The organism is Huintestinicola sp. (assembly GCF_050874005.1).
Classification (GTDB): Bacteria; Bacillota; Clostridia; order Oscillospirales; family Ruminococcaceae; genus Huintestinicola.
The window spans coordinates 106,102-129,457 of record NZ_JBNMJV010000002.1; the positions used below are offsets into that span (position 1 = coordinate 106,102).

21 protein-coding genes are annotated in these 23,356 nt (G+C 46.6%); 14 read left to right on the forward strand and 7 right to left on the reverse strand.

What is annotated here, in order from left to right; genetic code table 11:
* Position 1: 1 nt before the first annotated feature.
* The 8 genes from ACR0QN_RS01510 (at position 2) to ACR0QN_RS01545 (ending at position 9,162) form a co-directional block, all read left to right on the forward strand.
* Positions 2-2,014 (forward strand): 4Fe-4S binding protein, encoded by a 2,013-nt coding sequence (locus ACR0QN_RS01510; protein ID WP_432649416.1) that lies wholly within the window; start codon positions 2-4, stop codon positions 2,012-2,014.
* Complete coding sequence (locus tag ACR0QN_RS01515) at positions 2,005-2,451, forward strand: hydrogenase iron-sulfur subunit (protein ID WP_432649417.1); 447 nt, start codon at positions 2,005-2,007, stop codon at positions 2,449-2,451. Before ACR0QN_RS01510 ends, ACR0QN_RS01515 begins: the two co-directional genes overlap by 10 nt.
* On the forward strand, positions 2,436-3,413 hold the full coding sequence (locus tag ACR0QN_RS01520) for a 4Fe-4S dicluster domain-containing protein (protein WP_432649418.1): 978 nt from the start codon (positions 2,436-2,438) through the stop codon (positions 3,411-3,413). Before ACR0QN_RS01515 ends, ACR0QN_RS01520 begins: the two co-directional genes overlap by 16 nt.
* Positions 3,413-4,432, forward strand: a complete 1,020-nt coding sequence (locus tag ACR0QN_RS01525) for a 4Fe-4S dicluster domain-containing protein (protein ID WP_432649419.1) — start codon at positions 3,413-3,415, stop codon at positions 4,430-4,432. The genes ACR0QN_RS01520 and ACR0QN_RS01525 overlap by 1 nt, the downstream gene beginning before the upstream one ends.
* 6 nt (positions 4,433-4,438) lie before the next feature.
* Positions 4,439-5,266 (forward strand): FAD/NAD(P)-binding protein, encoded by an 828-nt coding sequence (locus ACR0QN_RS01530; RefSeq protein ID WP_432649420.1) that lies wholly within the window; start codon positions 4,439-4,441, stop codon positions 5,264-5,266.
* Between the two features lie 28 nt (positions 5,267-5,294).
* Entirely contained in the window at positions 5,295-5,960 is a 666-nt protein-coding gene (locus ACR0QN_RS01535) for a 4Fe-4S dicluster domain-containing protein (RefSeq protein ID WP_432649421.1), read from the forward strand.
* A 15-nt stretch (positions 5,961-5,975) separates the two neighbouring features.
* Entirely contained in the window at positions 5,976-7,577 is a 1,602-nt protein-coding gene (locus ACR0QN_RS01540) for an FAD-dependent oxidoreductase (RefSeq protein ID WP_432649422.1), read from the forward strand.
* A 307-nt stretch (positions 7,578-7,884) separates the two neighbouring features.
* Positions 7,885-9,162 carry a permease gene (locus tag ACR0QN_RS01545; RefSeq protein ID WP_432649423.1) on the forward strand — a complete coding sequence of 426 codons (1,278 nt, stop codon included), beginning with the start codon at positions 7,885-7,887 and terminating at the stop codon, positions 9,160-9,162.
* A gap of 120 nt (positions 9,163-9,282) precedes the next feature.
* Here the strand turns inward: ACR0QN_RS01545 and ACR0QN_RS01550 are convergent, their stop codons facing one another.
* The 3 genes from ACR0QN_RS01550 to ACR0QN_RS01560 all read right to left on the reverse strand — a co-directional run bounded on the left by ACR0QN_RS01550 (position 9,283) and on the right by ACR0QN_RS01560 (position 12,952).
* Complete coding sequence (locus ACR0QN_RS01550; protein ID WP_432649424.1) at positions 9,283-9,675, reverse strand: hypothetical protein; 393 nt, start codon at positions 9,673-9,675, stop codon at positions 9,283-9,285.
* 92 nt (positions 9,676-9,767) lie between these two features.
* A complete protein-coding gene (locus tag ACR0QN_RS01555; protein ID WP_432649425.1) occupies positions 9,768-11,459 on the reverse strand; it encodes a [Fe-Fe] hydrogenase large subunit C-terminal domain-containing protein in 1,692 nt (563 codons plus the stop codon).
* Between the two features lie 254 nt (positions 11,460-11,713).
* Entirely contained in the window at positions 11,714-12,952 is a 1,239-nt protein-coding gene (locus ACR0QN_RS01560; RefSeq protein WP_432649426.1) for an alanine/glycine:cation symporter family protein, read from the reverse strand.
* Between the two features lie 230 nt (positions 12,953-13,182).
* On the opposite strand from ACR0QN_RS01560, the gene ACR0QN_RS01565 reads away from it, so the two are divergent.
* Entirely contained in the window at positions 13,183-14,385 is a 1,203-nt protein-coding gene (locus tag ACR0QN_RS01565) for a signal peptidase I (protein WP_432649427.1), read from the forward strand.
* Positions 14,386-14,390: 5 nt separating this feature from the next.
* Positions 14,391-14,831 (forward strand): nucleoside deaminase, encoded by a 441-nt coding sequence (locus ACR0QN_RS01570; protein WP_432649428.1) that lies wholly within the window; start codon positions 14,391-14,393, stop codon positions 14,829-14,831.
* 74 nt (positions 14,832-14,905) lie between these two features.
* Here the strand turns inward: ACR0QN_RS01570 and ACR0QN_RS01575 are convergent, their stop codons facing one another.
* From ACR0QN_RS01575 to ACR0QN_RS01590, 4 genes are all read right to left on the reverse strand, one after another.
* A complete protein-coding gene (locus ACR0QN_RS01575) occupies positions 14,906-15,517 on the reverse strand; it encodes a helix-turn-helix domain-containing protein (RefSeq protein ID WP_432649429.1) in 612 nt (203 codons plus the stop codon).
* A 147-nt stretch (positions 15,518-15,664) separates the two neighbouring features.
* The gene (locus tag ACR0QN_RS01580) at positions 15,665-16,690 is read right to left on the reverse strand and encodes a glycoside hydrolase family 130 protein (RefSeq protein WP_432649430.1); all 1,026 of its coding nucleotides are present in this window, start codon (positions 16,688-16,690) and stop codon (positions 15,665-15,667) included.
* Between the two features lie 426 nt (positions 16,691-17,116).
* Positions 17,117-18,379 (reverse strand): hypothetical protein, encoded by a 1,263-nt coding sequence (locus ACR0QN_RS01585; protein ID WP_432649431.1) that lies wholly within the window; start codon positions 18,377-18,379, stop codon positions 17,117-17,119.
* Between the two features lie 444 nt (positions 18,380-18,823).
* On the reverse strand, positions 18,824-19,267 hold the full coding sequence (locus ACR0QN_RS01590; RefSeq protein ID WP_432649432.1) for a hypothetical protein: 444 nt from the start codon (positions 19,265-19,267) through the stop codon (positions 18,824-18,826).
* A 188-nt stretch (positions 19,268-19,455) separates the two neighbouring features.
* On the opposite strand from ACR0QN_RS01590, the gene ACR0QN_RS01595 reads away from it, so the two are divergent.
* The 4 genes from ACR0QN_RS01595 (at position 19,456) to ACR0QN_RS01610 (ending at position 23,322) form a co-directional block, all read left to right on the forward strand.
* Complete coding sequence (locus ACR0QN_RS01595) at positions 19,456-20,082, forward strand: hypothetical protein (protein WP_432649433.1); 627 nt, start codon at positions 19,456-19,458, stop codon at positions 20,080-20,082.
* A gap of 9 nt (positions 20,083-20,091) precedes the next feature.
* Positions 20,092-20,763, forward strand: a complete 672-nt coding sequence (locus tag ACR0QN_RS01600; protein WP_432649434.1) for a phage head-tail adapter protein — start codon at positions 20,092-20,094, stop codon at positions 20,761-20,763.
* A gap of 155 nt (positions 20,764-20,918) precedes the next feature.
* Complete coding sequence (locus tag ACR0QN_RS01605; RefSeq protein ID WP_432649435.1) at positions 20,919-21,272, forward strand: BlaI/MecI/CopY family transcriptional regulator; 354 nt, start codon at positions 20,919-20,921, stop codon at positions 21,270-21,272.
* Positions 21,273-21,378: 106 nt separating this feature from the next.
* The gene (locus tag ACR0QN_RS01610; protein ID WP_432649436.1) at positions 21,379-23,322 is read left to right on the forward strand and encodes a M56 family metallopeptidase; all 1,944 of its coding nucleotides are present in this window, start codon (positions 21,379-21,381) and stop codon (positions 23,320-23,322) included.
* The last annotated feature ends 34 nt before the right edge of the window (positions 23,323-23,356 follow it).

A 23,356-nucleotide genomic window follows, 5' to 3' on the forward strand; every position in this document is an offset into this window, starting at 1 on the left:
AATGCATAGAATAGGCGTATTTGTATGCCACTGCGGTACAAACATTGCTGCAACTGTTGATGTCAAGGCTGTTGCCGAGGCTATGAAGCAGGAGCCGGGCGTAGTTTTCTCCGTAGATTATCAGTATATGTGTTCCGAGGGCGGTCAGACTATGATCCAGGACGCTATCAAGGAACAAAAGCTCACAGGCGTTGTTGTCTGCTCGTGCTCGCCCCGTATGCACGAGGCTACCTTCAGAAAGGCAGCTTCCAAAGCCGGCATCAACCCTTATATGGTGGAGATCGCCAATATCCGTGAGCAGTGCTCCTGGATACATAAGGATATTATGACTGCCACCGAAAAGGCTATCATTCTCGCAAGAACTGCTGTTGCAAAGGTTCAGCTGAACGCTCCCCTGGTTGCAGGCGAAAGCCCCGTTACCAAGCGTGCTCTCGTTATCGGAGGCGGTATTGCGGGTATGCAGACTGCTCTCGATATTGCTGAGGCAGGCTTTGAGGTTGATATCGTTGAGAAGCAGCCCACTATCGGCGGCAAGATGACTCAGATAGATAAGACCTTCCCCACTCTCGACTGTGCTTCCTGTATCCTGACACCTAAAATGGTTGACTGCGCTCAGAATGAAAAAATTCACATCTACGCTTACAGCGAGGTTGAGGAGGTCAACGGATTTGTTGGCAATTTCACCGCTAAGATCAGGAAAAAGGCTCGCTATGTTGACACCACAAAGTGCACAGGCTGCGGCGTATGTACCGAGAAATGTCCTCAGAAGGAAGTCCCCAACGAGTTCAACCTTGGTCTGAACACAAGACGTGCTATTTACATTCCCTTTGCTCAGGCTGTTCCCAAGGTAGCTACTATTGACGCTGATTACTGCACAATGCTCAAGACAGGCAAGTGCGGCGTTTGCTCAAAGGTCTGCACAGCAGGCGCTATCGACTACAAGCAGCAGGACGAGATCATTGAGGAAAAGTACGGCGCAATCGTTGCGGCTACAGGCTACAATCCTATCAATATCGAAAAATACGACGAGTTTGCATATTCTCAGAGCAAGGACGTTGTTACTTCTCTCGAGCTTGAGAGACTGATGAATGCTGCAGGTCCTTCCAGCGGTACTCTTATCAGACCCTCTTACCTTGACAAGCAGGACGACCCCAAGGCTCACCCCAAGACCATTGTATTCGTACAGTGCGTTGGTTCCAGATCGGATGACGGCTGCGGAAAGCCCTACTGCTCCAAGATATGCTGTATGTACACTGCTAAGCACGCTATGCTTATCAGAGAAAAATATCCCGATACAGATGTTTATGTATTCTACATTGACGTTCGTACTCCCGGTAAGCTCTTTGATGAGTTCTATCGCAGAGCTGTTGAACAGTACGGTGTTCACTACATCAAGGGTATGGTCGGAAAGGTAGCTCCTCAGCCCGACGGCACTCTTTCCGTTCAGGCTTCCGATCTTATCGCCAACAAGCAGCTTCATATCAATGCCGATCTGGTGGTTCTCGCAACCGCTATCGAGCCTGATAAGACTGCACGCTCCGTTGCTACTATGCTCAGAGCAAGTATGGATACAAACGATTTCTTCACCGAGGCTCACGCAAAGCTTCGTCCCGTTGAAAGCCCCACTGCAGGCGTTTTCCTCTCGGGCGTTTGTCAGGGTCCTAAGGATATCCCCGAGACTGTTTCTCAGGCAAGTGCCGCTGCCGCTAAGGTAATTGGTCTTCTTGCCAAGGACAAGCTCACAGGTAACCCCTGCGTCGCTCAGCCCGACGAGCTTATGTGCAACGGCTGCTCCTCCTGCGAAAAGGTTTGCCCCTACGGCGCTATCACCTATTCCGACAAGGAATTCAGACAGCCTGACAGAACTGTGGCTATTCGCCGTGTCGCTTCCGTTAACGAAGCTGTTTGTCAGGGCTGCGGAGCTTGTACTGTTGCTTGTCCTTCGGGAGCAATGGATCTGAAGGGCTTCTCCAATAAACAGATTATGGCGGAGGTAGATGCAATATGCAAGTAAACGAAAACAAGGAATTCAGACCCAAGATCGTTGCATTCTGCTGCAACTGGTGCTCCTATGCAGGCGCTGACCTGGCAGGCACCAACAGACTTAATTATCCCGCAGATGTGAAGATCATCCGTGTACCCTGCTCCTGCCGTGTTAACCCTATGTTTATCCTCCGTGCTTTCCAGAGAGGTGCTGACGGCGTTATTATGTGCGGCTGCCACCCCGGAGACTGCCACTATACATCGGGCAACTACTTCGCAAGACGCAGAATGACTCTCCTCTTCTCTATGCTTGACTTTATGGGCATTGAGAGAGAAAGAACAAGAGTTGAATGGGTATCCGCTGCAGAAGGCGCAAAATTTGCAGCCACAATGAATGAGTTCGTCGAGACCGTTGCTAAGCTCGGCGAAAACAAGAGATTGGAGGATCTGAGATGCAAGAAGCAGTGATAAAGCGTGCCAAAGAGCTTCTGGCTGACGGTACCGTTAACCGTGTTGTTGGCTGGAAAGCAGGCGAATTTGCTTACGATACGACTCCTGCTGTTTTCACATCAGCTGAGGAGCTGGACGCAGACTTCATCTACAACGATTTCTGTGCGCCCAATCTTTCAAAATACATCATCAAGGAATCCCGCAAGGAGGGCAAGCTCCTTGTATTCCTGAAGCCCTGCGATACTTACAGCTTCAACCAGCTTCTCAAGGAGCACAGAATTATCCGTGAAAACGTATATATCATCGCTGTTCCCTGCACAGGCAAGGTTGACGCTGACACCGTTAAGTCCAAGGGCGTTAAGGGTATCACAGGCATGGAGAGCGACGGCGAGACCGTTACTATCCACACTCTTTACGGCGACAAAACTATGCCCAAGTCCGAAACTCTCGGTGACAAATGCCGCACCTGCAAGAGCAAGAAGCACGTTATTTTCGATGAGATAATCGGCGAGGACGGCGAGGTCAATGACGACGGCGCACGCTTTGAGCTTGTTGAAAAGCTTGAAATGATGACTGCCGATGAGCGTTACGATTTCTGGAGAGGCGAACTTTCCAAGTGTATCCGCTGCAACGCCTGCCGCAATGTATGTCCTGCCTGCTCCTGCGAAAACTGCGTATTCGATAACCCGAATTCAGGCATCGCTCAGAGAGCGGCTACCGATTCCTTTGAGGAGAATATGTTCCATCTTATCCGCTCCTTCCACGTTGCGGGCAGATGCACAGACTGCGGCGAATGTACAAGAGTTTGTCCTCAGAACATTCCTCTCCACCTTATCAACCGCAAGTACATCAAGGATATAAACGAGTTCTACGGTGATTACCAGGCAGGCTCCGACCTTGAGACAAGAGCTCCTCTCAACGCTTACACATTCGATGACTGCGAGCCTAATATCGTATACAAAAGAGGAGGTAACGAATAATGTTCAAGCTTCCTATTGATAAATTAAACGACTTCTTTGCGGCTGTTTCCGCTTCTCAGTCACTTTATCTGCCTGTTGACGGCAATGACGGCAGAGCAAGCTACAAGAAGTGGAGCGAGGGCGTGACCCTCAGCAAGGCTCTCAACACCGTAAGAAGCGCTAAGGACTTCTTCTTCCCCCAGACCGAAAATCTCTGCGACTTCAACAGAAACGGTCTGAACATCGAGATAATCGACAACAGAACCGAAAGTGAGGACTTCGTTGTATTCGGCGTTCGTGCCTGCGACGCAAGAAGCTTCACTATCCTTGACAAGGTTTTCCTGGTTGACCCTGTGGACAGCTACTATGCTACACGCAGAGAGCACGGCACTATCGTTACTATGGCGTGTACTGCACCCGAGGAAAACTGCTTCTGCAATGTTTTCGGCATTGACGCTGCTGCTCCCGAGGGAGACGCTGCCTGCTGGATGACTGAGGACGCTCTCTACATCAAGGCTAACAACGAAAAGGGCGAGAAGTTCACCCAGTCCGTAAAGAGCCTGCTTACAGAATGCGGCAGCGAGGCTGTTGAGGCTCAGCAGAAAGAGACCAAGGCTATTATGGAAAAGCTCCCCTTTGCAGGAATTTCCACCGATTATTTCAGAAAGAACACTCTTCTCGATATATTCAACTCCGACAAGTGGGCTAAGCTTTCCGAAGCTTGTCTCGGCTGCGGAACCTGCACATTCGTATGTCCCACCTGCCAGTGCTACGACATCAAGGACTACGACACAGGTCACGGTATCAAGCGTTACCGCACCTGGGACAGCTGTATGTATTCCGATTTCACAAAAATGGCTGCTGCTAACTCCAGAAACACTCAGCTTCAGCGTTTCAGACAGAGATTTATGCACAAGCTCGTTTATTTCCCCGATAACAATAACGGCGAGTTCGGCTGCGTAGGCTGCGGACGATGCCTGTCCAGATGTCCCATTTCTATGAATATCGTTAAGGTCGTCAAGACTTTCGGAGAGGAGTAATGAATAATGCTGAATGAAACTTTGATCCCAAAACTCGGCGTTGTTACCGATATCCGTCAGGATACTCCCGACGTCAAGACCTTCCGTGTTGTGGGAACAGACGGAAAAAAGCTTTTTGAACATATTCCCGGACAGTGCGCTATGCTTTCTATCCCCGGAGTAGGCGAGGGTATGTTTTCCATCACTTCTTCGCCTACAAACAAGGAATTTATGGAATTTTCCATCAAGAAGTGCGGCTGCCTTACCTCCTGGCTCCATATGATGGACGTTGGTCAGCAGATCACAGTAAGAGGTCCTTACGGAAACGGATTCCCTGTTGAGTCCGATTTCAAGGGCAAAAATCTGCTGTTCATCGCAGGCGGTATCGGTCTTGCTCCTCTGCGCTCCGTTATCAATTATGTACGTGACAACCGTGCTAATTACGGCAGCGTTCAGATCATTTACGGCTCCCGTTCCAAGGACGATCTCGTTGACTACAAGGAGATCATCGACGAGTGGATGAAGGACGACGGCATTGAGGTCAACCTCACCATCGACCGTGAGCAGGAAGGCTGGGACGGTCACGTTGGTTTCGTTCCCAACTACGTTAAGGAGCTTAATCCCGATATCAGCAAGACCGTTGTTATGTGCGGCCCCCCTATTATGATAAAGTTCACACTTGCAGGTCTTAAAGAGCTGGGCTTCAACGAAACTCAGGTATTTACCACTATGGAGCTTCGTATGAAGTGTGCTATCGGCAAATGCGGCAGATGCAATATCGGCAACAAGTATGTCTGCAAGGACGGACCTGTATTCAGATTTGACCAGCTCGACGAGCTGCCTAACGAATATTGATTAAGGAGTGAAGTTCACGATGGAAAATATGGTAAATATTTATCTGTTCGGCAAGCAGTACAGCGTACCTGCAAGCCTCACAATTATGAAGGCTATGGAATATGCCGGATATCAGCTTATCAGAGGCTGCGGCTGCCGCAACGGCTTCTGCGGCGCTTGTGCGACCATCTACAGGATCAAGGGTGAGCAGGAGCTTAAGACCTGTCTCGCTTGTCAGACACAGGTTCAGGAGGGTATGTACATCGCTACTCTGCCCTTCTTCCCCCTGGTCAAGCAGATATATGATATCAACAAGATCCCTACAACTCAGGCTGTTATGATGCAGCTTTATCCCGAGATATATGCTTGTGTTGGCTGCAATGCCTGCACTAAGGCTTGTACTCAGAAGCTCAACGTTATGCAGTACATCGCTTACGCTCAGAGAGGTGAGTTCGACAAGTGCGCCGAGGAGTCCTTTGACTGCGTAATGTGCGGCGTTTGCTCGTCCAGATGTCCCGCAGGTATCTCTCATCCTCAGGTCGGTATGCTTGCAAGAAGAATCAACGGCAAGTATCTCCAGCCCAAGAGCCAGCACCTCGAGGACAGAGTCAAGGAGATCCACAACGGCGATTTCAAGGAATTCCTTGATACCCTTATGGCTGAATCCGATGAGCAGCTTATGGAACGCTACAATAACAGAGATATTGAGAAGTAAGGGAGGCTGTTTACAATGTACACAAGTGAAGAAATGCTTGCTTCGATAAAGAAGGTCGAAGCCAACAGAGCTGCAAACGCAGCATACGAGCCTGCTAGAATGACCGCTGAGCAGAAGGACGAAGTTCTGAAGACATATCACCCCGACTACATTGAGTCACAGTTCGAGGAGCTGAAGATCGGTCCCAACAAGGGCGAAAAGGTTCCCCACGAGCTGGCTGCTCTTCTCCAGGCTAACAGCCGTATCGATCCCGCAAAGATCGACCTTGAGCATCCTAAGTACGATGTTGACGTTCTCGTTATCGGCGGCGGCGGAGCAGGTTCTTCCGCAGCTATCGAGGCTCACAACGGCGGCGCTAACGTTATGATCGTTACAAAGCTCCGTATCGGTGACGCTAACACTATGATGGCTGAGGGCGGTATCCAGGCTGCTGACAAGCCCAACGACTCCCCTGCTATCCACTACATAGACGCTTACGGCGGCGGTCACTTCAAGGGCAAGCACGAGCTGGTTTATAAGCTTGTTAACGAGGCTCCCGACGCTATCAAGTGGCTCAATGAGCTGGGCGTTGAATTCGACAAGGCTCCCGACGGAACAATGATAACAACTCACGGCGGCGGAACCTCCAGAAAGAGAATGCACGCTTGTAAGGACTACTCCGGCGCTGAGATCATGAAGACCCTCAGAGACGAAGTTCTCAACCGTCAGATCCCTGTTGTTGACTTTACTGCGGCAGTTGAGATCATTCTCGACGATCAGGGCAAGGCAGCAGGCGCTGTTCTTATGAATATGGAGACCAAGGAGCTTATGGTCGCTAAGGCTAAGACTGTTATCATCGCAACAGGCGGTGCAGGCAGACTTCATTACCAGGGCTTCCCCACCTCCAACCACTACGGCGCTACAGCAGACGGACTTGTTCTTGCATACCGTGCAGGTGCAAAGCTCCTCTATGCTGACTCCCTCCAGTATCACCCCACAGGTGCTGCATTCCCCGAGCAGATCTTCGGTGCACTTGTTACCGAGAAGGTACGTTCTCTCGGTGCAAAGCTTGTTAACGTTGACGGCGAGGTATTTATGCACCCCCTGGAGACTCGTGATATCTGTGCATCCTCCATTATCAGAGAGTGCAAGGCAAGAGGCAAGGGCATCAGCACAGGCGACGGTGAAGGCGTATGGCTCGATACTCCTATGATTGAACTGAAAAACGGCGAGGGCACTATCGAGAAGAGAATTCCCGCTATGCTCAGAATGTTTATGGAATACGGCATTGATATCCGCAAGGAGCCTATCCTCGTATATCCTACCCTCCACTACCAGAACGGCGGTATCGACATCACCGATGACGGTATGAGCGGAATTGAGAACCTCTACGTTGCCGGCGAGGCTGTAGGCGGTATCCACGGCAGAAACAGACTTATGGGCAACTCTCTCCTTGACGTTATCGTATTCGGCAGAAATGCAGGAAGAAGCGTTGCTGCTAAGTACAAGGACGTTACTGTTGGCAAGCTCACTCTTGACCACGTTAACAAGTTCGCTGCTGAGATGAAGTCTGCAGGCATTGAGACTGACGTTGTATCTCCCAAGCTTCTTCCCGACTACGCAAGAAGGAGTAACTAACAAAGCGTAAAAATACTGTTAAAATTTTACTCAGGTACTTTATTTTAACATTGTTTTGTTGTATAATTTCATAGGTACTTTTCAAACCCCTGCTTTTGCGGGGGTTTGAAATTGTGTAATACTAATTCCACATCGTTCTATAGACAAGGACGGCAGATAGAATTTCGCCAATCCAGGAAAGCGACTGCAGGCGGGCTTGCCGCCCGGCAAAGGAACTTGACGACGAGTGACCAAATTATAGCTGTCGTATTAGGCTATAGGTTGATGTGGGATTAGTATCAATCAAAATTATGGAGGTATCAGCCCAATGGTTCTTTTTAACGGCGTGATATCAATTACAGGTATCACTTTCCTGATGTTCATCATCTTTATTGTTGCCGGTCTGGGTTATCTTCTCGGACGTGTCACAATAAAGGGCGTTTCTCTGGGAACTGCAGGCGTATTTATCGTTGCTCTTCTCATCGGCGCATTCTTTTTCACAAATGACGGAGGAAATCTTGTTACAACATTTGCTCTCAACAAGGGAGCGCCTGCTGAATTTTCAAAGAACTTCCTCAAGATCATTGAAAATCTCGGTCTTATAATGTTCGTTACATCTGTAGGTTTTATTGCAGGCCCCAACTTCTTCTCAAGCCTCAAGAAAAACTTCAAATCCTATGCACTTCTTTCACTTATTATCATTATCCTCGGCGGACTTACCACTATTTTCTGCATTAAGGTCCTTGGCTGTGGTACATCTATGGCAGTAGGTCTCCTTTCGGGCGCTCTTACTTCCACACCTGCATTCTCTGCCGCAAAGGATACGGTAAGCGCTGTTTACAAGGACACTCCCGATGCAATTTCCGCATTTGAGGATATTGTTACTGTAGGTCACGGTATCGCATATCTCTTCGGCGTTGTAGGCGTTGTTCTCTTCGTTCAGATAGTTCCCAAGCTTCTGGGGGCTAACCTTGACGAGGAAAGAAAGAAGATATCCTCCGTTGATACAGGAAAGACTGTCGCTGAAGGCAAAAAGCTTTTCGATATCGACAACTTCGGTCTTGCTGCATTTGCAATTGCTGTTGTTATAGGCGTGTTTGTAGGCGGCATCAAGATCCCTATGGGTTCCTCCACATTCTCTCTGGGAACAACAGGCGGCTGCCTCCTTTCTTCTCTTGTCATCGCTCATTTCGGTCATTTTGGTCCCCTCAGTATGAGACCCGAAAAGAGAATGCTTGAAATATTCCGTGAGTTCGGTCTTATGGCGTTCCTTATCGGCGCAGGTATCCCCGGCGGAGCAAGCTTCGTTCAGTATTTCCAGCCCGCATACTTCCTCTATGGCGCACTTATGACCCTGGTTCCTATGATCGTAGGCTTCCTCATTGCAAAGTATATTATCAAGCTTCCCCTCTTCAACAATCTGGGCGGTATTACAGGCGGTATGACCTCCACTCCCGCTCTCGGAACTCTTATCAACGTTGCAAAGACTGACGATGTTGCTTCCGCATATGCTGCAGCTTATCCCATCGCTCTCATTGCTGTTGTACTTGTTTCTCAGTTTATCATCGTATTCTTCCCCGATCCCCTTTCGGTGGTTGGAATGTAATTGCAAAATAAAATCAGGAGCTGTCTGATACCAGGCAGCTCCTTTTTTTGTATGAATAAGAAAAATGCTGCCGTACAGAAATTTGTACGACAGCATTTATTTTTTGGGGAATTTTATAAGTTACGCCGACTTGAATATTCCGAATGTGTAAAGAAGGGGCAGGGCAAGAAGGAGGATATCGCCGAAATTAAAGCTTCGTGCAAATATGCTGCACACAAGTGAGAGCAGACATATGGCAGACATTACCAGCCCCCATATAAAGGCATTCTTTCTGGAAGAGGAGCTGCGATATGATGTTAATCCGTAAAAGCCCATTGCTCCGAAACCGCCGCAGGTAACGGCAATTCCAAGAATATTTCCGATAAATCCCAACATTGTTCCCTGCTTTGCCATTGAAAAAATGGCAAGCCCCATAAAATATCCGTGACCTGTAAGTACCCTGACACCCATTATCAGGGATACTATGGCAATTATGGCGCACAGGACGGAGGTTATGTCTATTAGTTTTCTCATTCTTTTTCCTCATTGCTTTTTTATTTGCAGCTCACTTACTGCATACTCTGATTATACCACAGCAGGAGGAATTTGTCAATATCTGCCTTTTATCAATACTTGTCCACAGCCGTAGTCTCGTGGAGCATAACGTTAAGCTCCTCTACAAGACGGGTAAGCTCAGAAACAGAGCCGCTGATCTCTCCCGAGCCTTTGGTGGTATCGCTTACGCTCTTGTCCAGAGCGTCAAAGGCGGTGCATATGCTTTCCATAATGCTGATAAGCTGCTTAACGGTCTGAACATCCATTGTTTCATTGGCGGAACAGAATTTGATAACGCTTTCGATAAGCTGCTTTACCGTGACGGTCCTTCCGCCTGTCTGAGCGGCAGATTCTTCAATAGTGTGCAGGCTCCTGGTAATTGAATCAATATCCTGCACCAGATTATCGGAAAATTCACGGCATTTATTTGCCATCATATACATCACATCGTGCTGATGACTCAGTTCCTTATGCTTTTCATTAAGCACGGATTTTGCGTGAACTATGCAGTTATCGGGAACGTTAAGTCCTCTGTAGACAGCTGTTGCCATTTCACGGCAGGAGCTGTAGCCGCAGGCGTGGCAGTCATAATGCCTGTCCTCGTCGGTTATCTTGCCCATACTTACATAGATAGGTTCAAGCTGCGCTTCTGTTGGTGTTATAGTTCTTGCTCTCGGCTTGTATGAACGGAGGAAGTCGGAGATGTTCAGAGTGTCGTCAAATTTCTTGAAAAGCTTGTCCTCGCCGCCGCCGAAAAGACCTGTTTTTCTCTTTTTCTTTGCCGCCTTTTCCACGTCTCTCATTACTGCCATAACGTCAAATACAGTCTGGTCGGTAGCGGAAGCAGGACCTACGTTACAGCCGAATTCGCAGGAAAGTACATCGAATACCTCGGGGTGCTTGAATTCAGGCATTTCTGCATACATATCTATTTCCGGATATACTTTATGTACGCCCTCAGAGGTGGTAATGTTAAGATCGGGGTCGTGAAGCCATAAATTGTCTCTCAGTCCGCCGGGGCGAGGATAAACTGCTCCCACCTGACCCTGCTGATCCTCAAAGGGATAATCAAAATCGTCATTTGCCTGATTCATTTCCACGTGAATGTTATTCTTTTCAAAATACTGCTTCAGCTTTCCGAATGTAATGCTGAAATCCACGAGACCTGTTTCGAGAAATTCGGTCTTTTTGGCGATACAGGGGGACAGAACTGCCAGAGGATACTTTACCCCAATATATCTTTTAAGATATATCGCTTCGCAGGAAATGGGACTGTGAACGGGGGAAAGATTATTTATCAGCTTGGGCTGATAGGTCTCAATATAGTTTACTATTGCCGCACAGGGCTGAGTTATCACATTGCCCACACGCTTGCCTTCAATTGCACGAAGGTGCGCCCAGGTACAGATATCAGCACCGTAGGACACGTCATATATCAGCACGCCCTTCTTTTTGAACCAGTTGAGAACACCCTTCCAGTTTGTCGGAAATACCGTCTTGATAGCAGGCGCCACCAGAAGAGCTGTCTTGTTGCGGGACAGATAGTCGATATAAGCTTCTGTATCATCCTTGTAATCTCTTGCTCCGTGCTGACAGCTTCGGACACACTCACCGCAGCAAATACATTTATCGGGATTAACGGTAGTAACAAAGGTTCCGTCATCACGGCGTTTGGTGACATTCGCCTCCTGAGCGGGACAGTTTCTTACACAGGCATTACAGCCCACGCATTTTTCAGGATTTACAATAATGATATCATTCATAAGCTCACTCCATTTTACAAAAGTATAGCATTCTTTACCTTTTTATTATCAAAATATTTATGATATAATATAATTGTATCATATTTTTTATATTTGTCAATATTTCGACGAATTTTTTTGAATAAAGAATACGATTACATTTATATTATAATAAATTCTTAACGAAAAATATATATGATTTACCTCAAGAAATCTGCACTTATTATGCGTCTCCCCTGCTTAATTCGGAGAGACGCACAGCACAACAGTAAAATTCAGTTATTTTCCTTATCCCCACGGGCTGTCAATACGGTCACAGCAATGAGATTTGGGAAAATGAGAAACACATTTATGATATCCGAAAGCCCAAAAAGAAGTTCCAGAGAAATAAATCCTGCCGCAGCTCCGCATATACAGAATACAAGCTTGTACAAAACAGAAGGACTTTTGCCGTTTGACAGATAATCGAGGCATTTTTCCCCGTAACAGCACCAGCCCAGCACCGCCGCCCAGGCAAACAGGCATACACAGAGACATATGAAAATTCCGCCGCCTATCCCGAAACAGAGTGTGAATGCTTCGGCAAGGGTCTCCCTGCCTGAGGAAAGGATAGCAAAAGCTGTGAGAGTACAGCAGACAATAGTATCAAGAAAGACTTCCAGCGCCGCCCAGGCACCCATACTTTCGGGAGAAGAAAACCCTCCGTCACTGTGGACAAGCACCGAGCTGCCCATTCCTGCTTCATTTGAAAATATACCCCGCCTCAGCCCGACGGACACCGCCTTTGACATTGCCGCACCAAATATTCCGCCTGCCGCTGCTCTGAATGTGAATGCTTCGGTAAATATTTCACGGAAAATGCTCGTCAGACTGCTGTCTGTGAGTATTATCAAAGCAATACAGCCGCCTGCATAGAGAAGCCCCATAAAAGGTACAAGCTTCTCTGCGGCATTCATAGCGGCGTCGGCTGCCTTTTCGGAGGAGAATATCACGAAAGCGGCGGCAACAGAAGAAACTATCCCTGCTGCCCATTTTGGAATTATCCCCTGCTCGCCTACAGCTTCGGAAAGTGCGGCAGTCTGGCTCATACAGCCCATAACAAATGCGGCGCAGAGACAAGCGGCAGCGTATATCACAGCAAGCTTCTTTGAACCTGTCCCCTTTTCGATATACAGCATAGGTCCTTTGGCTTCATAGGGATATTTTTCGGCGTACTCTCCGCCAAGACGGTTTTCCGAGTATGCCAGAGCCATTCCGAGAACAGCCGATATCCACATCCAGAACACAGCCCCCGGTCCACCCGTACATATGGCGGCGGCACAGCCTGTGATATTGCCCGTTCCCATTGAAGCCGCAAGGGCTGACATTACCGCTCTGCCGCTGCTCTTTCCGCCGCTCAGATATTTTTTAAGCCTAAGCTGGATAAATCCGCTTTTGTATGTATGATAGATACCGCAGAGAAGTATGGCTCCCACGGTAAATGGTCCCCAGAGAACGGCGTTTATAGTTTCCATAATTATGACCCTTCTTTGAGAGTTTGAAAATCTTTGCTTTTCAAACTTTTTCTCCCGAAATGTTCTATCTGATTTTATGCTCTGTAAATCGGCTTTATTACCCCATTTCTCACTTCTGCGAAAAAAATATAAATATATCGAAAAAACATTTGAAATTTATTCCGTTATATGATATAATAAAATAAGATATCGGTAAAACGAAAAAATATGTTCATTTGGCGGAGGTTGCTATGGCTAATAAAAAAAATAAGAAGAGTTCGGCAGTTAACATAATCGAGGGCATTGTGATCGGTATTCTTATACTCCTTATCGCAGGAATGCTCTTTTTGTATTTTTCGTTCAGCGACAACGGTGCCGCTCCGAACATTTTCGGATACACTTTTTATCACACAAATGCAGTAAAGATGGAGCCTAAGATCCCTAAAAATACGGTGGTCATCGGTAAAACGGGCGATCTGGAAGATATCAAGGTGGGCAGCGTTGTGGTATGCAAGATCGGAGAGGATACAGTGCTTACCAGAGTCGTTCAGCTTGTAAGCGAAAACGGTCAGATGTCCTATGTTGTAAAATTCGACACCTCTCCTGCCAATGACACATTCAAGATACCTGCCGAAAATATTATTGCCAAAGCCACAAACCAGAGCAGCATTTTCGGTTCCATACTTAACTTTGCAACGTCTACGTTCGGAATTATGCTGGTCATCATTATCCCCAGCTTTATTATAATCGTGTTCCAGGTCGTAAGGATAGTTAATGTGAAGCGCACCCAGGAGGAAGCGGTTTCCCTTGACGAGCTGGACGAGATAATGATAAACGATGATGAGGATGGTCACGATTTCTTTGAGGAGCCTGCTTCGTTCTCAACTCCCGAACCCGAACCGGAACCTGCACCGGTTCAGGAAAGATCTGTTCTCAGCGTCGATAAGAACGGCAAAGCCGGTCTTACTGCTGTCCGTGAAGAAGGAACGCCCTTGTTCACCTATGACGGGTTTGCAGGCAATAAAAACAAACGCACCGAAGCAAAGCAGGGCAGCTCTGTGGTGAAGCCTGTTAAGGCTCCCCATAATGATAAATTTTTCTCCGAATATGTTTCCGAAGATGAAAAAGCTCCTCTTTATGAGAGCAAAACTGAACAGCTTGCGGCAGAAGAGGAGAAAAGCGTTGATTTTATGAGCAATGTCATTCCCAAAAACATTGCCGAAGCTGCCGCAAAGGCGGAGATACCTGCCGAGGAAAATGCTCCCGAGCCTGTAAAGACCTATGAGCCTAAGGCTGTGAGAGAGGACAAGATTGTCAAGGAAGCAAACAATATTCCCGAACAGGCAGTCGTTCCCAAGGAAAAGCTTGCTCCCTCGAAAAAGAAGAACAACAGCAAGGCAATAAGCGAGCTTATGAGCATTATCGACGCAGAGGAGTCAAAGCTGAAAAAATGAGTTATATGAAAATTGCTTTAGATGAAGGCTACAAGGGTATCAGAAACGGCGAGGGCGGTCCTTTCGGGTCTGTTATCGTCAAGGACGGAGAGGTAATCGGCAAGGGTCACAACAGAGTGCTTGCCGACCACGACCCCACTATGCACGGGGAAGTTGCGGCTATACGGAACGCCTGTCAGAATATCGGTTCGCACAGCTTAAAGGGCTGTATCCTCTACACAACGGCTTACCCTTGTCCTATGTGTATGAGTGCGGCGCTGTGGGCAGGGATCGACAGGATAATTTACGGCTGCACCGTTAAGGACACCGCAGATATCGGCTTTAATGACGATAATTTTTACGAGGCTATAAAGAGCGGCGAGGCTATTCCTCTTGAATGTGAGAACAGGGACGAATGCCTTGAACTTTTCAGGGAATATGACGGGCTCAGAGCACAGCGATACTAAAATTAAAATATCGGCAGATGTTTTTTTCTGCCGATATTTTTTCTTCTTACGATATTTCATTTTGGGAAATGCTTTCACTTAGTCAGAACTTTTTTATGCCAATCCTTCTTTGAACACTTAGGGCACCTGAGAATACGGTCACTTCCCACGTGAATTGCAAATATTACTGCTTTTGTTGGTGGAACATATCTGTATTTGCAGTTCTGACATTCATAATATCCCGAGTCGTGCTCAAGTACAGCTGCATAAAAAACGTCAACAAGCATTACTGCCCCGCCAAAATACATAAGGGCGATACTCACAATGCTGTTGTCTGATGCTATCAAAAAACCGCAGACTATCATAAAAAGCGATACAGCCACGCCTGACCAGATTATAAATGCTTCCGCTTTTTCAAGCTTTGTGTTCTTCTCCTTCTCGATTTTTACGATCTCATTCAGATTTTTTTCGGCTAATTCCTTATAATTTTCATTTGCAATTTTCTCACCTGTAAGAAGCTCGTTTACGCTTATTCCGAGAATATCACAAAGCTCAAGCATAATTGAAGCATCGGGCAGACTTCTTCCCGTTTCCCATTTAGAAACTGCCCTGTCGGTTATTCCTATTTTCTCGGCAAGAGCTGCCTGGGTAAGCCCCAGATCCTTTCTGCACTCTGCAATAAATTTTCCTGTTTTCTCCATATCCATTTCATAGCACCCCTTTCTGATAATTATTATATAATAAAAGTGTTAAAAAGTAAACATACTGTAGGTTGAGTTGGTTTAAAATGCAAGAAAACCCCGTGAGAAACAATTGCTTCTCACGGGGATAACTCATTTTATGTTATGATCAGATCAAACCTGGCTGTTGTTGTCAAGGAAATCCATAACATCGTCAACAGTTGTGAATGCGAGAGATGTGCAGGTATCTGCGCAGCCGTAATAGATACAAATTCTGCCTGTGTCAGCGTCAACAAGGTTAGCGCAGGGGAATGTTACTGCGTCTGTATCACCAACAAGCTCATAGTACTCCTGAGGGCTGAGGAGGTAGGAAGCACCTCTCTTGAGAACCTTCCATGGCTCGTCCTTGTCGAGGAGAGCTGCGGAGAAGCTGTAAACATAGCCGTTGCAGGAAGTAAGAACACCGTGGTAGAACATGAGCCAGCCTCTGTCTGTCTCGATAGGAATAGGACCTGCGCCCATCTTAGTGGACTCCCAGCCCTTGGAGGGACCCATTACGTGTCTGTGCTGACCCCAGAATGTAAGGTCGGGAGACTGGCTGATGAACATATCGCCGAAAGGAGTGTGACCGCTGTCGGAGGGACGGCTCATCATCATATACTTGCCGTTTATCTTTCTGGGGAACATAACGCCGTTTCTGTTGAAAGGCAGGTAAGCGTTCTCAAGCTGTGTGAAGGTCTTGAAATCGTATGTATAAGCAATGCCGATAGTGGGCTTCCAGCCATAAGCGTTGCACCAGGTAACAACGTACTTGTCCTCGAGCTTGCAAACTCTGGGGTCGTAGCCGTACTGCCACTCAGCGACCTCGGGAATATCGCACTGGAAGTGGATGCGCTCCTCATTGATATCCCAGTTGATGCCGTCCTTGGAGAAGCCTGCGTGAAGCTCCATATTACGCTCTCTGTCGTCAACTCTGAAAACGCCTGCGAACTTGTAGTCGCCTGTCTCAAAAGGAACTACGGAGCTGTTAAAGATAGAGTTGGAAGGCTCTCTGTAGCCGTTAGCCTTCTTGACCATTATCTGGTCACGCTTGATGATGGGGTTAGCGTTATAGCGCCAAACCACGTCCTTGCAGCCCTCGGGCTTGTCCATCCAGGGAATGTTGGGCATTGATACACCGTTTACAACTTTTGTTTTCATAGGGTAAAACCGCCTTTCATTATAATAAAGATAAAATGGTTCAACACACGTTTTATCTGTGCTGTTCACTATATTTACTATACCAAAAATTTCTCCGTTTGTCAATGATGTTAGTTTTGCTATTTAATGCAGTTTAATTTTGTTAACTTTGTACAATTAGCACTATTTATGACGAAACCCAAGTGCCATTTGCCTATTTACAGCCCTTTTTAAACGTTATCGAAGCTTATTTTTAACTGTCTGTAAGTCTGGCAATAAGAAATCGCTCATACAAATTTGTTATAAATGCACAAAATATCAAATAATTATTTTACGCAAACTTTTTATTTATTTTAAATTTAACTTAATTTAATCAAGCTGAAATTAAATTTAATCGGAATAAAAAAGGTCTGCGCCGTTATGACGCAGACCTGTGAATTTACTTTATCAGCCCATATTGGAAAGCTTGATAGACTTGGGATCAACGTTTCCGTCATAGCCGTCGTTCAGGGGTGTGCCCTTGTTATGCTTGGAAGCGTCAGCCTCGATAGCCTTAGCCATTGCTTCGATCTCGCTGAGGTCAAAGCCGAAGTTGTTATTGAGCTTGGGAGTAGGCTTGGGAGCAGTTGAAGATGCGGATGCAGGCTTTGCTGCTGCAGGTGTAGGTGTAGGAGCAGATGCAGGCTTTGCTGCCGCAGGTGCGGGAGAAGGTGCAGGCTTTGCTGCTGCAGGTGCGGGAGAAGGTGCAGGCTTTGCTGCTGCAGGTGCAGGAGCAGGTGCGGGCTTTGCTGCCGCAGGTGCGGGTGCAGGTGCAGGCTTTGCTGCCGCAGGTGCAGGTGTAGGAGCAGATGCAGCCATCTTTACGCCTTTAGGAGGAGTAAACTCGGGAATACCGTCCTTCTTGAGAGTATCCTGGGTATTTGTAAGGAGACCTGCTGTCTCTGTGATCTTTGCAATGCTTTCGGTAAGGCTCTGCTTGGAGATATTTTCCAGCATTTCCTTGATGGAATTTACCTGACCCTCGATCTCGGTGATCTCTGCAAGAACTACTGCCTTCATATTATCGGCAGCACGTCTCATTTCGGAGGTCTTGCCCTCGGCGTCGCTCATCATCTTGGAGGACTTATCCTCAGCATCGGTGAGTATCTTGTTAGCCTTTTCGTCTGCAGTCTTAACGATGGTGGAAGCCTTGCTGTTAGCGTCGTCAACGACCTGATTAGCAAGCTTCTTTGCGTCCTCGTCCATCTTTCTCGCATTTTCCTTGGCGGTGGTAACGATAGTGGTAGCGGTTCTCTGAGCTTCCATAAATACGTTTGTGAGGTCCATTGCGCTGCTCTCTGCGGGAGAAGCTGCAGCAGCTGCGTTCTTTGCCTCGATAAGCTCATTTTCCATATCGCTGATCTTCTTCTTCAGATCTGCGATCTCCTTGTCCTTCTCGGCTGCCTCTGCCTCGGCGTTGGAGAGCTGGTTCTTGAGGGACTCATTGCTTGTCTGGAGCTCGGTGATCTTAGCCTTGTCGGACTCAAGAAGCTTTTCATACTTCTCCTTGTCCTCCATATTTCCGCCGCTGTTCTCGAGGAGGGCTTTCTTTTCCTCAAGCTCGTTCTCAAGCGTATATATCTTAGTATTGAGCTGATCTACGTATGCAAGTACATCCTTCTTGTCAAATCCGCCGAAATTGACCGTTTTAAGGAATCCGTTTTCTGCCATGGTATGATACCTCCAAAAAATAAACTTAGCAGACGCAGAAGCTTTACAGCGAATATGTATGGTCTGCTGTTACTATATTTCTATTATAACACATTGTTCAAAATACAGCAACCAATTTCCGAAAAAAAATATGCATAAACTTGTCGTCATTTTTTTGGGCAGGAATTACAATTATATATCCCTATATTTTGATATGACGTACAATATACACAAATTTAGACATTCATATGTACAATTATTTTTCAAATACTATATATGTCCTTTTTGGGATACCGGCACATAACGTCCGCTGTTTGGTCATATTGTTCTGAAAAACCGTATGATCTATTATTTTTTATGTAAATACTCCCCATATCAGCGCTTCAGGTACGCATGATCAGAGGAGTTTTTTTGTTCAAATCCTGCTATTACAAATTTCCGGCAGAATTTCACATTACTAAAATCTCAGCTTTTGAACCTGTTCAGCTCGGAAACAAGCTTCTGCTCTGCAGCGATCAGCTCATTTGTGAGCCGCTTGCTTTTCTCGTCGGCATAGCGGTATTTGTCCAGGTACTTGTTAAGAGAACCGATACCCTTCTCACAGCCCTTTGTCACAAGCCTTGCGGCATCGGTATCGTCCCCTGTCTGCATTGTAAATTGCGTTTTGAGCGATGACATTGACTTAGCCATTGCAGCGGGCGACTTTCCCTTATCCTTTATGCGGTTAAGCTGCCTTTCCGCCTCGGCTCTGAGTCGTATATGCTCCTGCCTGCTCTGCTTCAGTATATGCTCAAGCCTCGGATCGTCGGTCTGCGGTATCACATCTTCAAGGGACGTGATGCCCATTTTTATCCCTGCGTCACATTCTCTCAGAAGCTTTGAGGTATCGTGTTCGTTTTCATAAGGCATACTTTATTTCCTCCCCATTTATTTACGGTTATTTTACCCTTTCTTGATTTAAATAATTATCACAAAAGGTCATTAAAGAAATTTGCCAAAAACTATTGCACATTTTTGAAATATATGGTATAATTTACATAAATCATAATATCACAGACGAAATTTCCTGCAAAATAAATATAAAAGGAAGATGAATAATGCTTTTTTTCGGAACTAAAAAAAATGATACCGCCTCTGTAAGCCCCTCTCCCGCTCCCGGACTCAATCAGCCTGTAAGCGCCGACGATTTTTTCAAGGATATGGGCAGAAAGCCGAAAAAGCGTGAGACGGATGTAAATATAGACTGTCCCGAGATCGTGGGTCTGAGAGAAGAGCCTCTCCCTCCTCCGGGCAGCTCAATTAAAAATATAGCCGAGATGAGCACCGACGGACTTGCCGACAAATCAGGCTTTGACGACAGCTTTATTCACGGAAATATCGTTACCGTAAACACAGATGTTATTGATGTTGATGACGCTCTCGCAAGGGAAAAGGCGGAAAAGGCACGCCTTAAAGAAGAAAAACTCCTTGCCTCTCAGAACCCCGATGATTTCTTCAAAGACATCGACAAGAGGCGAAACAGAGTTAAGTCGGATATTGCCGTTCCCGAGGTAACGGGGCTGCGAGAGGCTCCCCTGCCGCCTCCCGACAGCGCAATAAGAAATATTGCCGATGTAAGCACCGACGGGCTTATTGACAAGACGGGAATAGTCACCGAGGGACTTGGAAATATTTCCGAGATAGACATCGGCGCAATTGATACGAGCGTTCTCAGACCCGAATAAGGAGCCGCAATGAATAAGGAATGGTCCGAGTTTAACAAAACTATGCAGGGGCAGCTAAAAAAGCGTGAGACATTTTCTCAGGGCATTGAAACGCTTCTTACGCTCAGAAGCGAGCTGAAAAAGGAAATTTTCCGTTTTAAGGACGAGCTTTCCGGCGTGGAATTCTGCGCCGCTCCTTTTATAAACGCCGACGGATATCACAGCAAGACTATCGCATATTCCCTGTGGCACATTTTCCGAATTGAGGATATCACAGCCCACACTCTTATTGCAGGAGACGAGCAGGTGTTTTTTAAGCAGGATTTCCAAAAGAGGATAAATTCTCCTATCATAACAACGGGCAACGAGCTTATTAAAGAGGAAATAGTCCGATTTTCCGAGGCTCTGGATATTGATGAGCTGTATGCTTACATATCCGAGGTGGACAAATCAACATCAAAGCTTCTGAGCTCTCTGTCCTTTGATGATCTAAAGAAAAAGGTCACAGATGAAAGAAGAACTGCACTCGAAAATCTGAACGTAGTCAGCAGCTCGGAAAATGCCCTGTGGCTCATTGATTACTGGTGCGGCAAGGACATCTGCGGACTTATTAAAATGCCTCTGTCAAGGCACTGGATAATGCACATTGAAGCCTGTCTCAGAATTGAGGATAGGCTCAGAAAGCTGTGGCTCAAAGGCTGATAATATTATATTTCAGATCTGCGTTATGCTTTTACGGCATAATGCAGATTTTTTATTTTCACCCTTGACATTTTTGGTCTATTGTGATAGACTATGTATAAGCATCAAGGTCTATAGATATAGACCGGCAAAATAAAAGAAGGGCGGTCACACAAATGAACATATCCGACAGCGAGCAGAGATTGCTTGAAATAATCTGGGACAACGAGCCTGTCAAATCGGGAAAGCTTGTAAGCCTTGCCTTTGAAAAGCTTGGCTGGAAAAAATCCACCGTTTACACCGTTATAAAAAAGCTTACTGACAAGCAGGCGATAAAAAACGAGAATGCGGTCATAACCTCCCTGCGCCCTCGGGGAGAGGTTATCGGTGAGAGGTCGGAGAGCCTTGTAAACAAGGTATGCGGCGGCTCTCTGCCTATGTTTCTAACCGCTTTCCTCAGCCGTGAAAAGCTCACAAAGGAAGAAGCCGAGGAGCTTAAAAAACTTATTGACGAACATACAGAGGAGTGATGATGGTTGAAAATCAAAGATTTTCAACCCGAGTTTTGTTTTTCGGACTGCCGTCCGAAATTTTCTGACGAAAACCACAAAACTCTCAAGAAAGGATCGTAGTATAATGGAAAGCATTTTCAGAACAATACTTAATATGAGCATTACGGGGGCATATATCGCCGCCGCAATTATGGTCATAAGGCTTTTTATGAAAAAGCTGCCGAAAAAATATTCCTATGCTCTCTGGAGCATTTTAGGCATACGACTGCTCTGCCCCTTTTCCTTTTCGTCGGCGGCAAGCCTTTTTAATCTTATCCGCACCGAGACAAAAGAGAGCCGTATGACTTATATCCCCGATGATATTGCACATTCCCCATCTCCTGCGGTTACGGTTTCCGTATCCGAGGTTAACGACACCATAAATAATTCCCTGCCTGCGCCCGTCCCCGAATACAGCGCAGACCCTATGCAGATAATAATGTCCGTCTGCTCTGTAATATGGCTTATCGGCGTGGCGGCAATGCTTATATATACAGCTGTATCATTTATAAAGGTATGGCGGCTTGTAAGGGACAGCGAAAATCTCAGGGACAATATTTATCTCTGCGATAATATCGGCTCGCCCTTTGTTTTCGGATATATAAGACCGAAGATATATATTCCCAAAGGCGTTTCGGAAAAGGACATAGAATACATTGCCGCCCACGAAAACACTCACATAAAGCGGGGCGACCACATCATCAAGCTTCTGGCAACTGCGGCTCTGAGCATTCATTGGTTCAATCCAATGGTGTGGCTGTCTTACAGGCTTATGTCAAAGGATATGGAGCTTTCCTGCGACGAAAGGGCGGTAAGAAGCTTTGAGGGAGACGTAAGGCGGGAATACGCAAATGCACTTCTGAATATGTCTCTGCGGCAGAACAGGCTTTACGGTCTGCTCGGGTTCGGGGAGACGGGTATCAAGTCAAGGATAAAGGGCGTTCTGAGCCTTAAAAAGCCTACGGTCATTGCAACAATATCCGCTGTGATACTTCTTGCCGCTGCGGCGGTCTGCCTGCTTACGAATGCGAAAAAATCGGGAATTACTCTTGAAAATAATGCAGGCTCATATTCTGTGGCGGCGATAACCTATAATGGTGAAACCGAGACAAAGCTTTCCGACGGTGTATATATACAAAAGGTGATAGACAATATAAACGGAGCAAGGCTTAAAAAAATACGTGAAAGCGATCTGCCCGACACTTCGGGCGGCATATATCTTGACTACGCTTTCAGAATGTACAAAAGCTCAGACTTCACGGGAGAATATGACAGCCTTACCGTATGCCGCTTGGGAGATGTATTTTATGCGGTCTATGAGTCGGAGGGCAGTACGGAATATTATAAGATGTCGGAGGAGTGCTATAATGAGCTTTGCGGACTGCTCTCAGATGCGCCCGGGAATGAGGAACTTGAACGACAGCTTGAGCTGGAGACTAAACGGCAGCGTGAACGAGAAGAGCTTGAACATCAGCGTGAACAGGAGATTGAACGTCAGCGTGAACAGGAGACTGAACGGCAGCGTGAACAGGAGACTGAACGGCAGCTTGAACGGCAGCTTGAGCAGCAGCTTGAATTCTGCTTAAGCTACCTCACCGATTACTGGAATGACCTTATGAAGATAGGCGATTTTGCTCCCGAGGAATACATCTCCGACCACGATATGATCATGTATGCCAATGCAAAAAAGAAAGTCAATGAAGACACTTTTGGACGTGGGGTAAAATCGCTTGAAGCAAAAAGCAGCATTGGAAAGGTCCGCAGCGGAATAACCTACGAGGGAAGAGTATGGCTTTCATTTACATACGATTTAGAGCCTACCCTTGAGGACGGAAGCACAGACAATGAACACTATAACTGCTATACCGTTTATTTCGAGCTTGAAGGCTCGGGAGATGATATGAAAGTTTACCGTCAATATGATATGTGGGGTGCGTGGCTTGAAGAATTGGGAATTGAAGGAATATATGATGAACCTTCCGACCTGCAATATGTTGATATTATAAAAGCAAGAGAAAATATCAGATAGCAAATGCAAAAGCTCCCCCTGTATTGACAGAGGG

Excerpts from the sequence above, each read along its gene's own strand:
- ACR0QN_RS01510 (WP_432649416.1), top strand. The coding sequence starts at position 2 with ATGCATAGAATAGGCGTATTTGTATGCCACTGCGGTACAAACATTGCT.
- ACR0QN_RS01515 (WP_432649417.1), top strand. The coding sequence starts at position 2,005 with ATGCAAGTAAACGAAAACAAGGAATTCAGACCCAAGATCGTTGCATTC.
- ACR0QN_RS01520 (WP_432649418.1), top strand. The coding sequence starts at position 2,436 with ATGCAAGAAGCAGTGATAAAGCGTGCCAAAGAGCTTCTGGCTGACGGT.
- ACR0QN_RS01525 (WP_432649419.1), top strand. The coding sequence starts at position 3,413 with ATGTTCAAGCTTCCTATTGATAAATTAAACGACTTCTTTGCGGCTGTT.
- ACR0QN_RS01530 (WP_432649420.1), top strand. The coding sequence starts at position 4,439 with ATGCTGAATGAAACTTTGATCCCAAAACTCGGCGTTGTTACCGATATC.
- ACR0QN_RS01535 (WP_432649421.1), top strand. The coding sequence starts at position 5,295 with ATGGTAAATATTTATCTGTTCGGCAAGCAGTACAGCGTACCTGCAAGC.
- ACR0QN_RS01540 (WP_432649422.1), top strand. The coding sequence starts at position 5,976 with ATGTACACAAGTGAAGAAATGCTTGCTTCGATAAAGAAGGTCGAAGCC.
- ACR0QN_RS01545 (WP_432649423.1), top strand. The coding sequence starts at position 7,885 with ATGGTTCTTTTTAACGGCGTGATATCAATTACAGGTATCACTTTCCTG.
- ACR0QN_RS01550 (WP_432649424.1), bottom strand. The coding sequence starts at position 9,675 with ATGAGAAAACTAATAGACATAACCTCCGTCCTGTGCGCCATAATTGCC.
- ACR0QN_RS01555 (WP_432649425.1), bottom strand. The coding sequence starts at position 11,459 with ATGAATGATATCATTATTGTAAATCCTGAAAAATGCGTGGGCTGTAAT.
- ACR0QN_RS01560 (WP_432649426.1), bottom strand. The coding sequence starts at position 12,952 with ATGGAAACTATAAACGCCGTTCTCTGGGGACCATTTACCGTGGGAGCC.
- ACR0QN_RS01565 (WP_432649427.1), top strand. The coding sequence starts at position 13,183 with ATGGCTAATAAAAAAAATAAGAAGAGTTCGGCAGTTAACATAATCGAG.
- ACR0QN_RS01570 (WP_432649428.1), top strand. The coding sequence starts at position 14,391 with ATGAAAATTGCTTTAGATGAAGGCTACAAGGGTATCAGAAACGGCGAG.
- ACR0QN_RS01575 (WP_432649429.1), bottom strand. The coding sequence starts at position 15,517 with ATGGATATGGAGAAAACAGGAAAATTTATTGCAGAGTGCAGAAAGGAT.
- ACR0QN_RS01580 (WP_432649430.1), bottom strand. The coding sequence starts at position 16,690 with ATGAAAACAAAAGTTGTAAACGGTGTATCAATGCCCAACATTCCCTGG.
- ACR0QN_RS01585 (WP_432649431.1), bottom strand. The coding sequence starts at position 18,379 with ATGGCAGAAAACGGATTCCTTAAAACGGTCAATTTCGGCGGATTTGAC.
- ACR0QN_RS01590 (WP_432649432.1), bottom strand. The coding sequence starts at position 19,267 with ATGCCTTATGAAAACGAACACGATACCTCAAAGCTTCTGAGAGAATGT.
- ACR0QN_RS01595 (WP_432649433.1), top strand. The coding sequence starts at position 19,456 with ATGCTTTTTTTCGGAACTAAAAAAAATGATACCGCCTCTGTAAGCCCC.
- ACR0QN_RS01600 (WP_432649434.1), top strand. The coding sequence starts at position 20,092 with ATGAATAAGGAATGGTCCGAGTTTAACAAAACTATGCAGGGGCAGCTA.
- ACR0QN_RS01605 (WP_432649435.1), top strand. The coding sequence starts at position 20,919 with ATGAACATATCCGACAGCGAGCAGAGATTGCTTGAAATAATCTGGGAC.
- ACR0QN_RS01610 (WP_432649436.1), top strand. The coding sequence starts at position 21,379 with ATGGAAAGCATTTTCAGAACAATACTTAATATGAGCATTACGGGGGCA.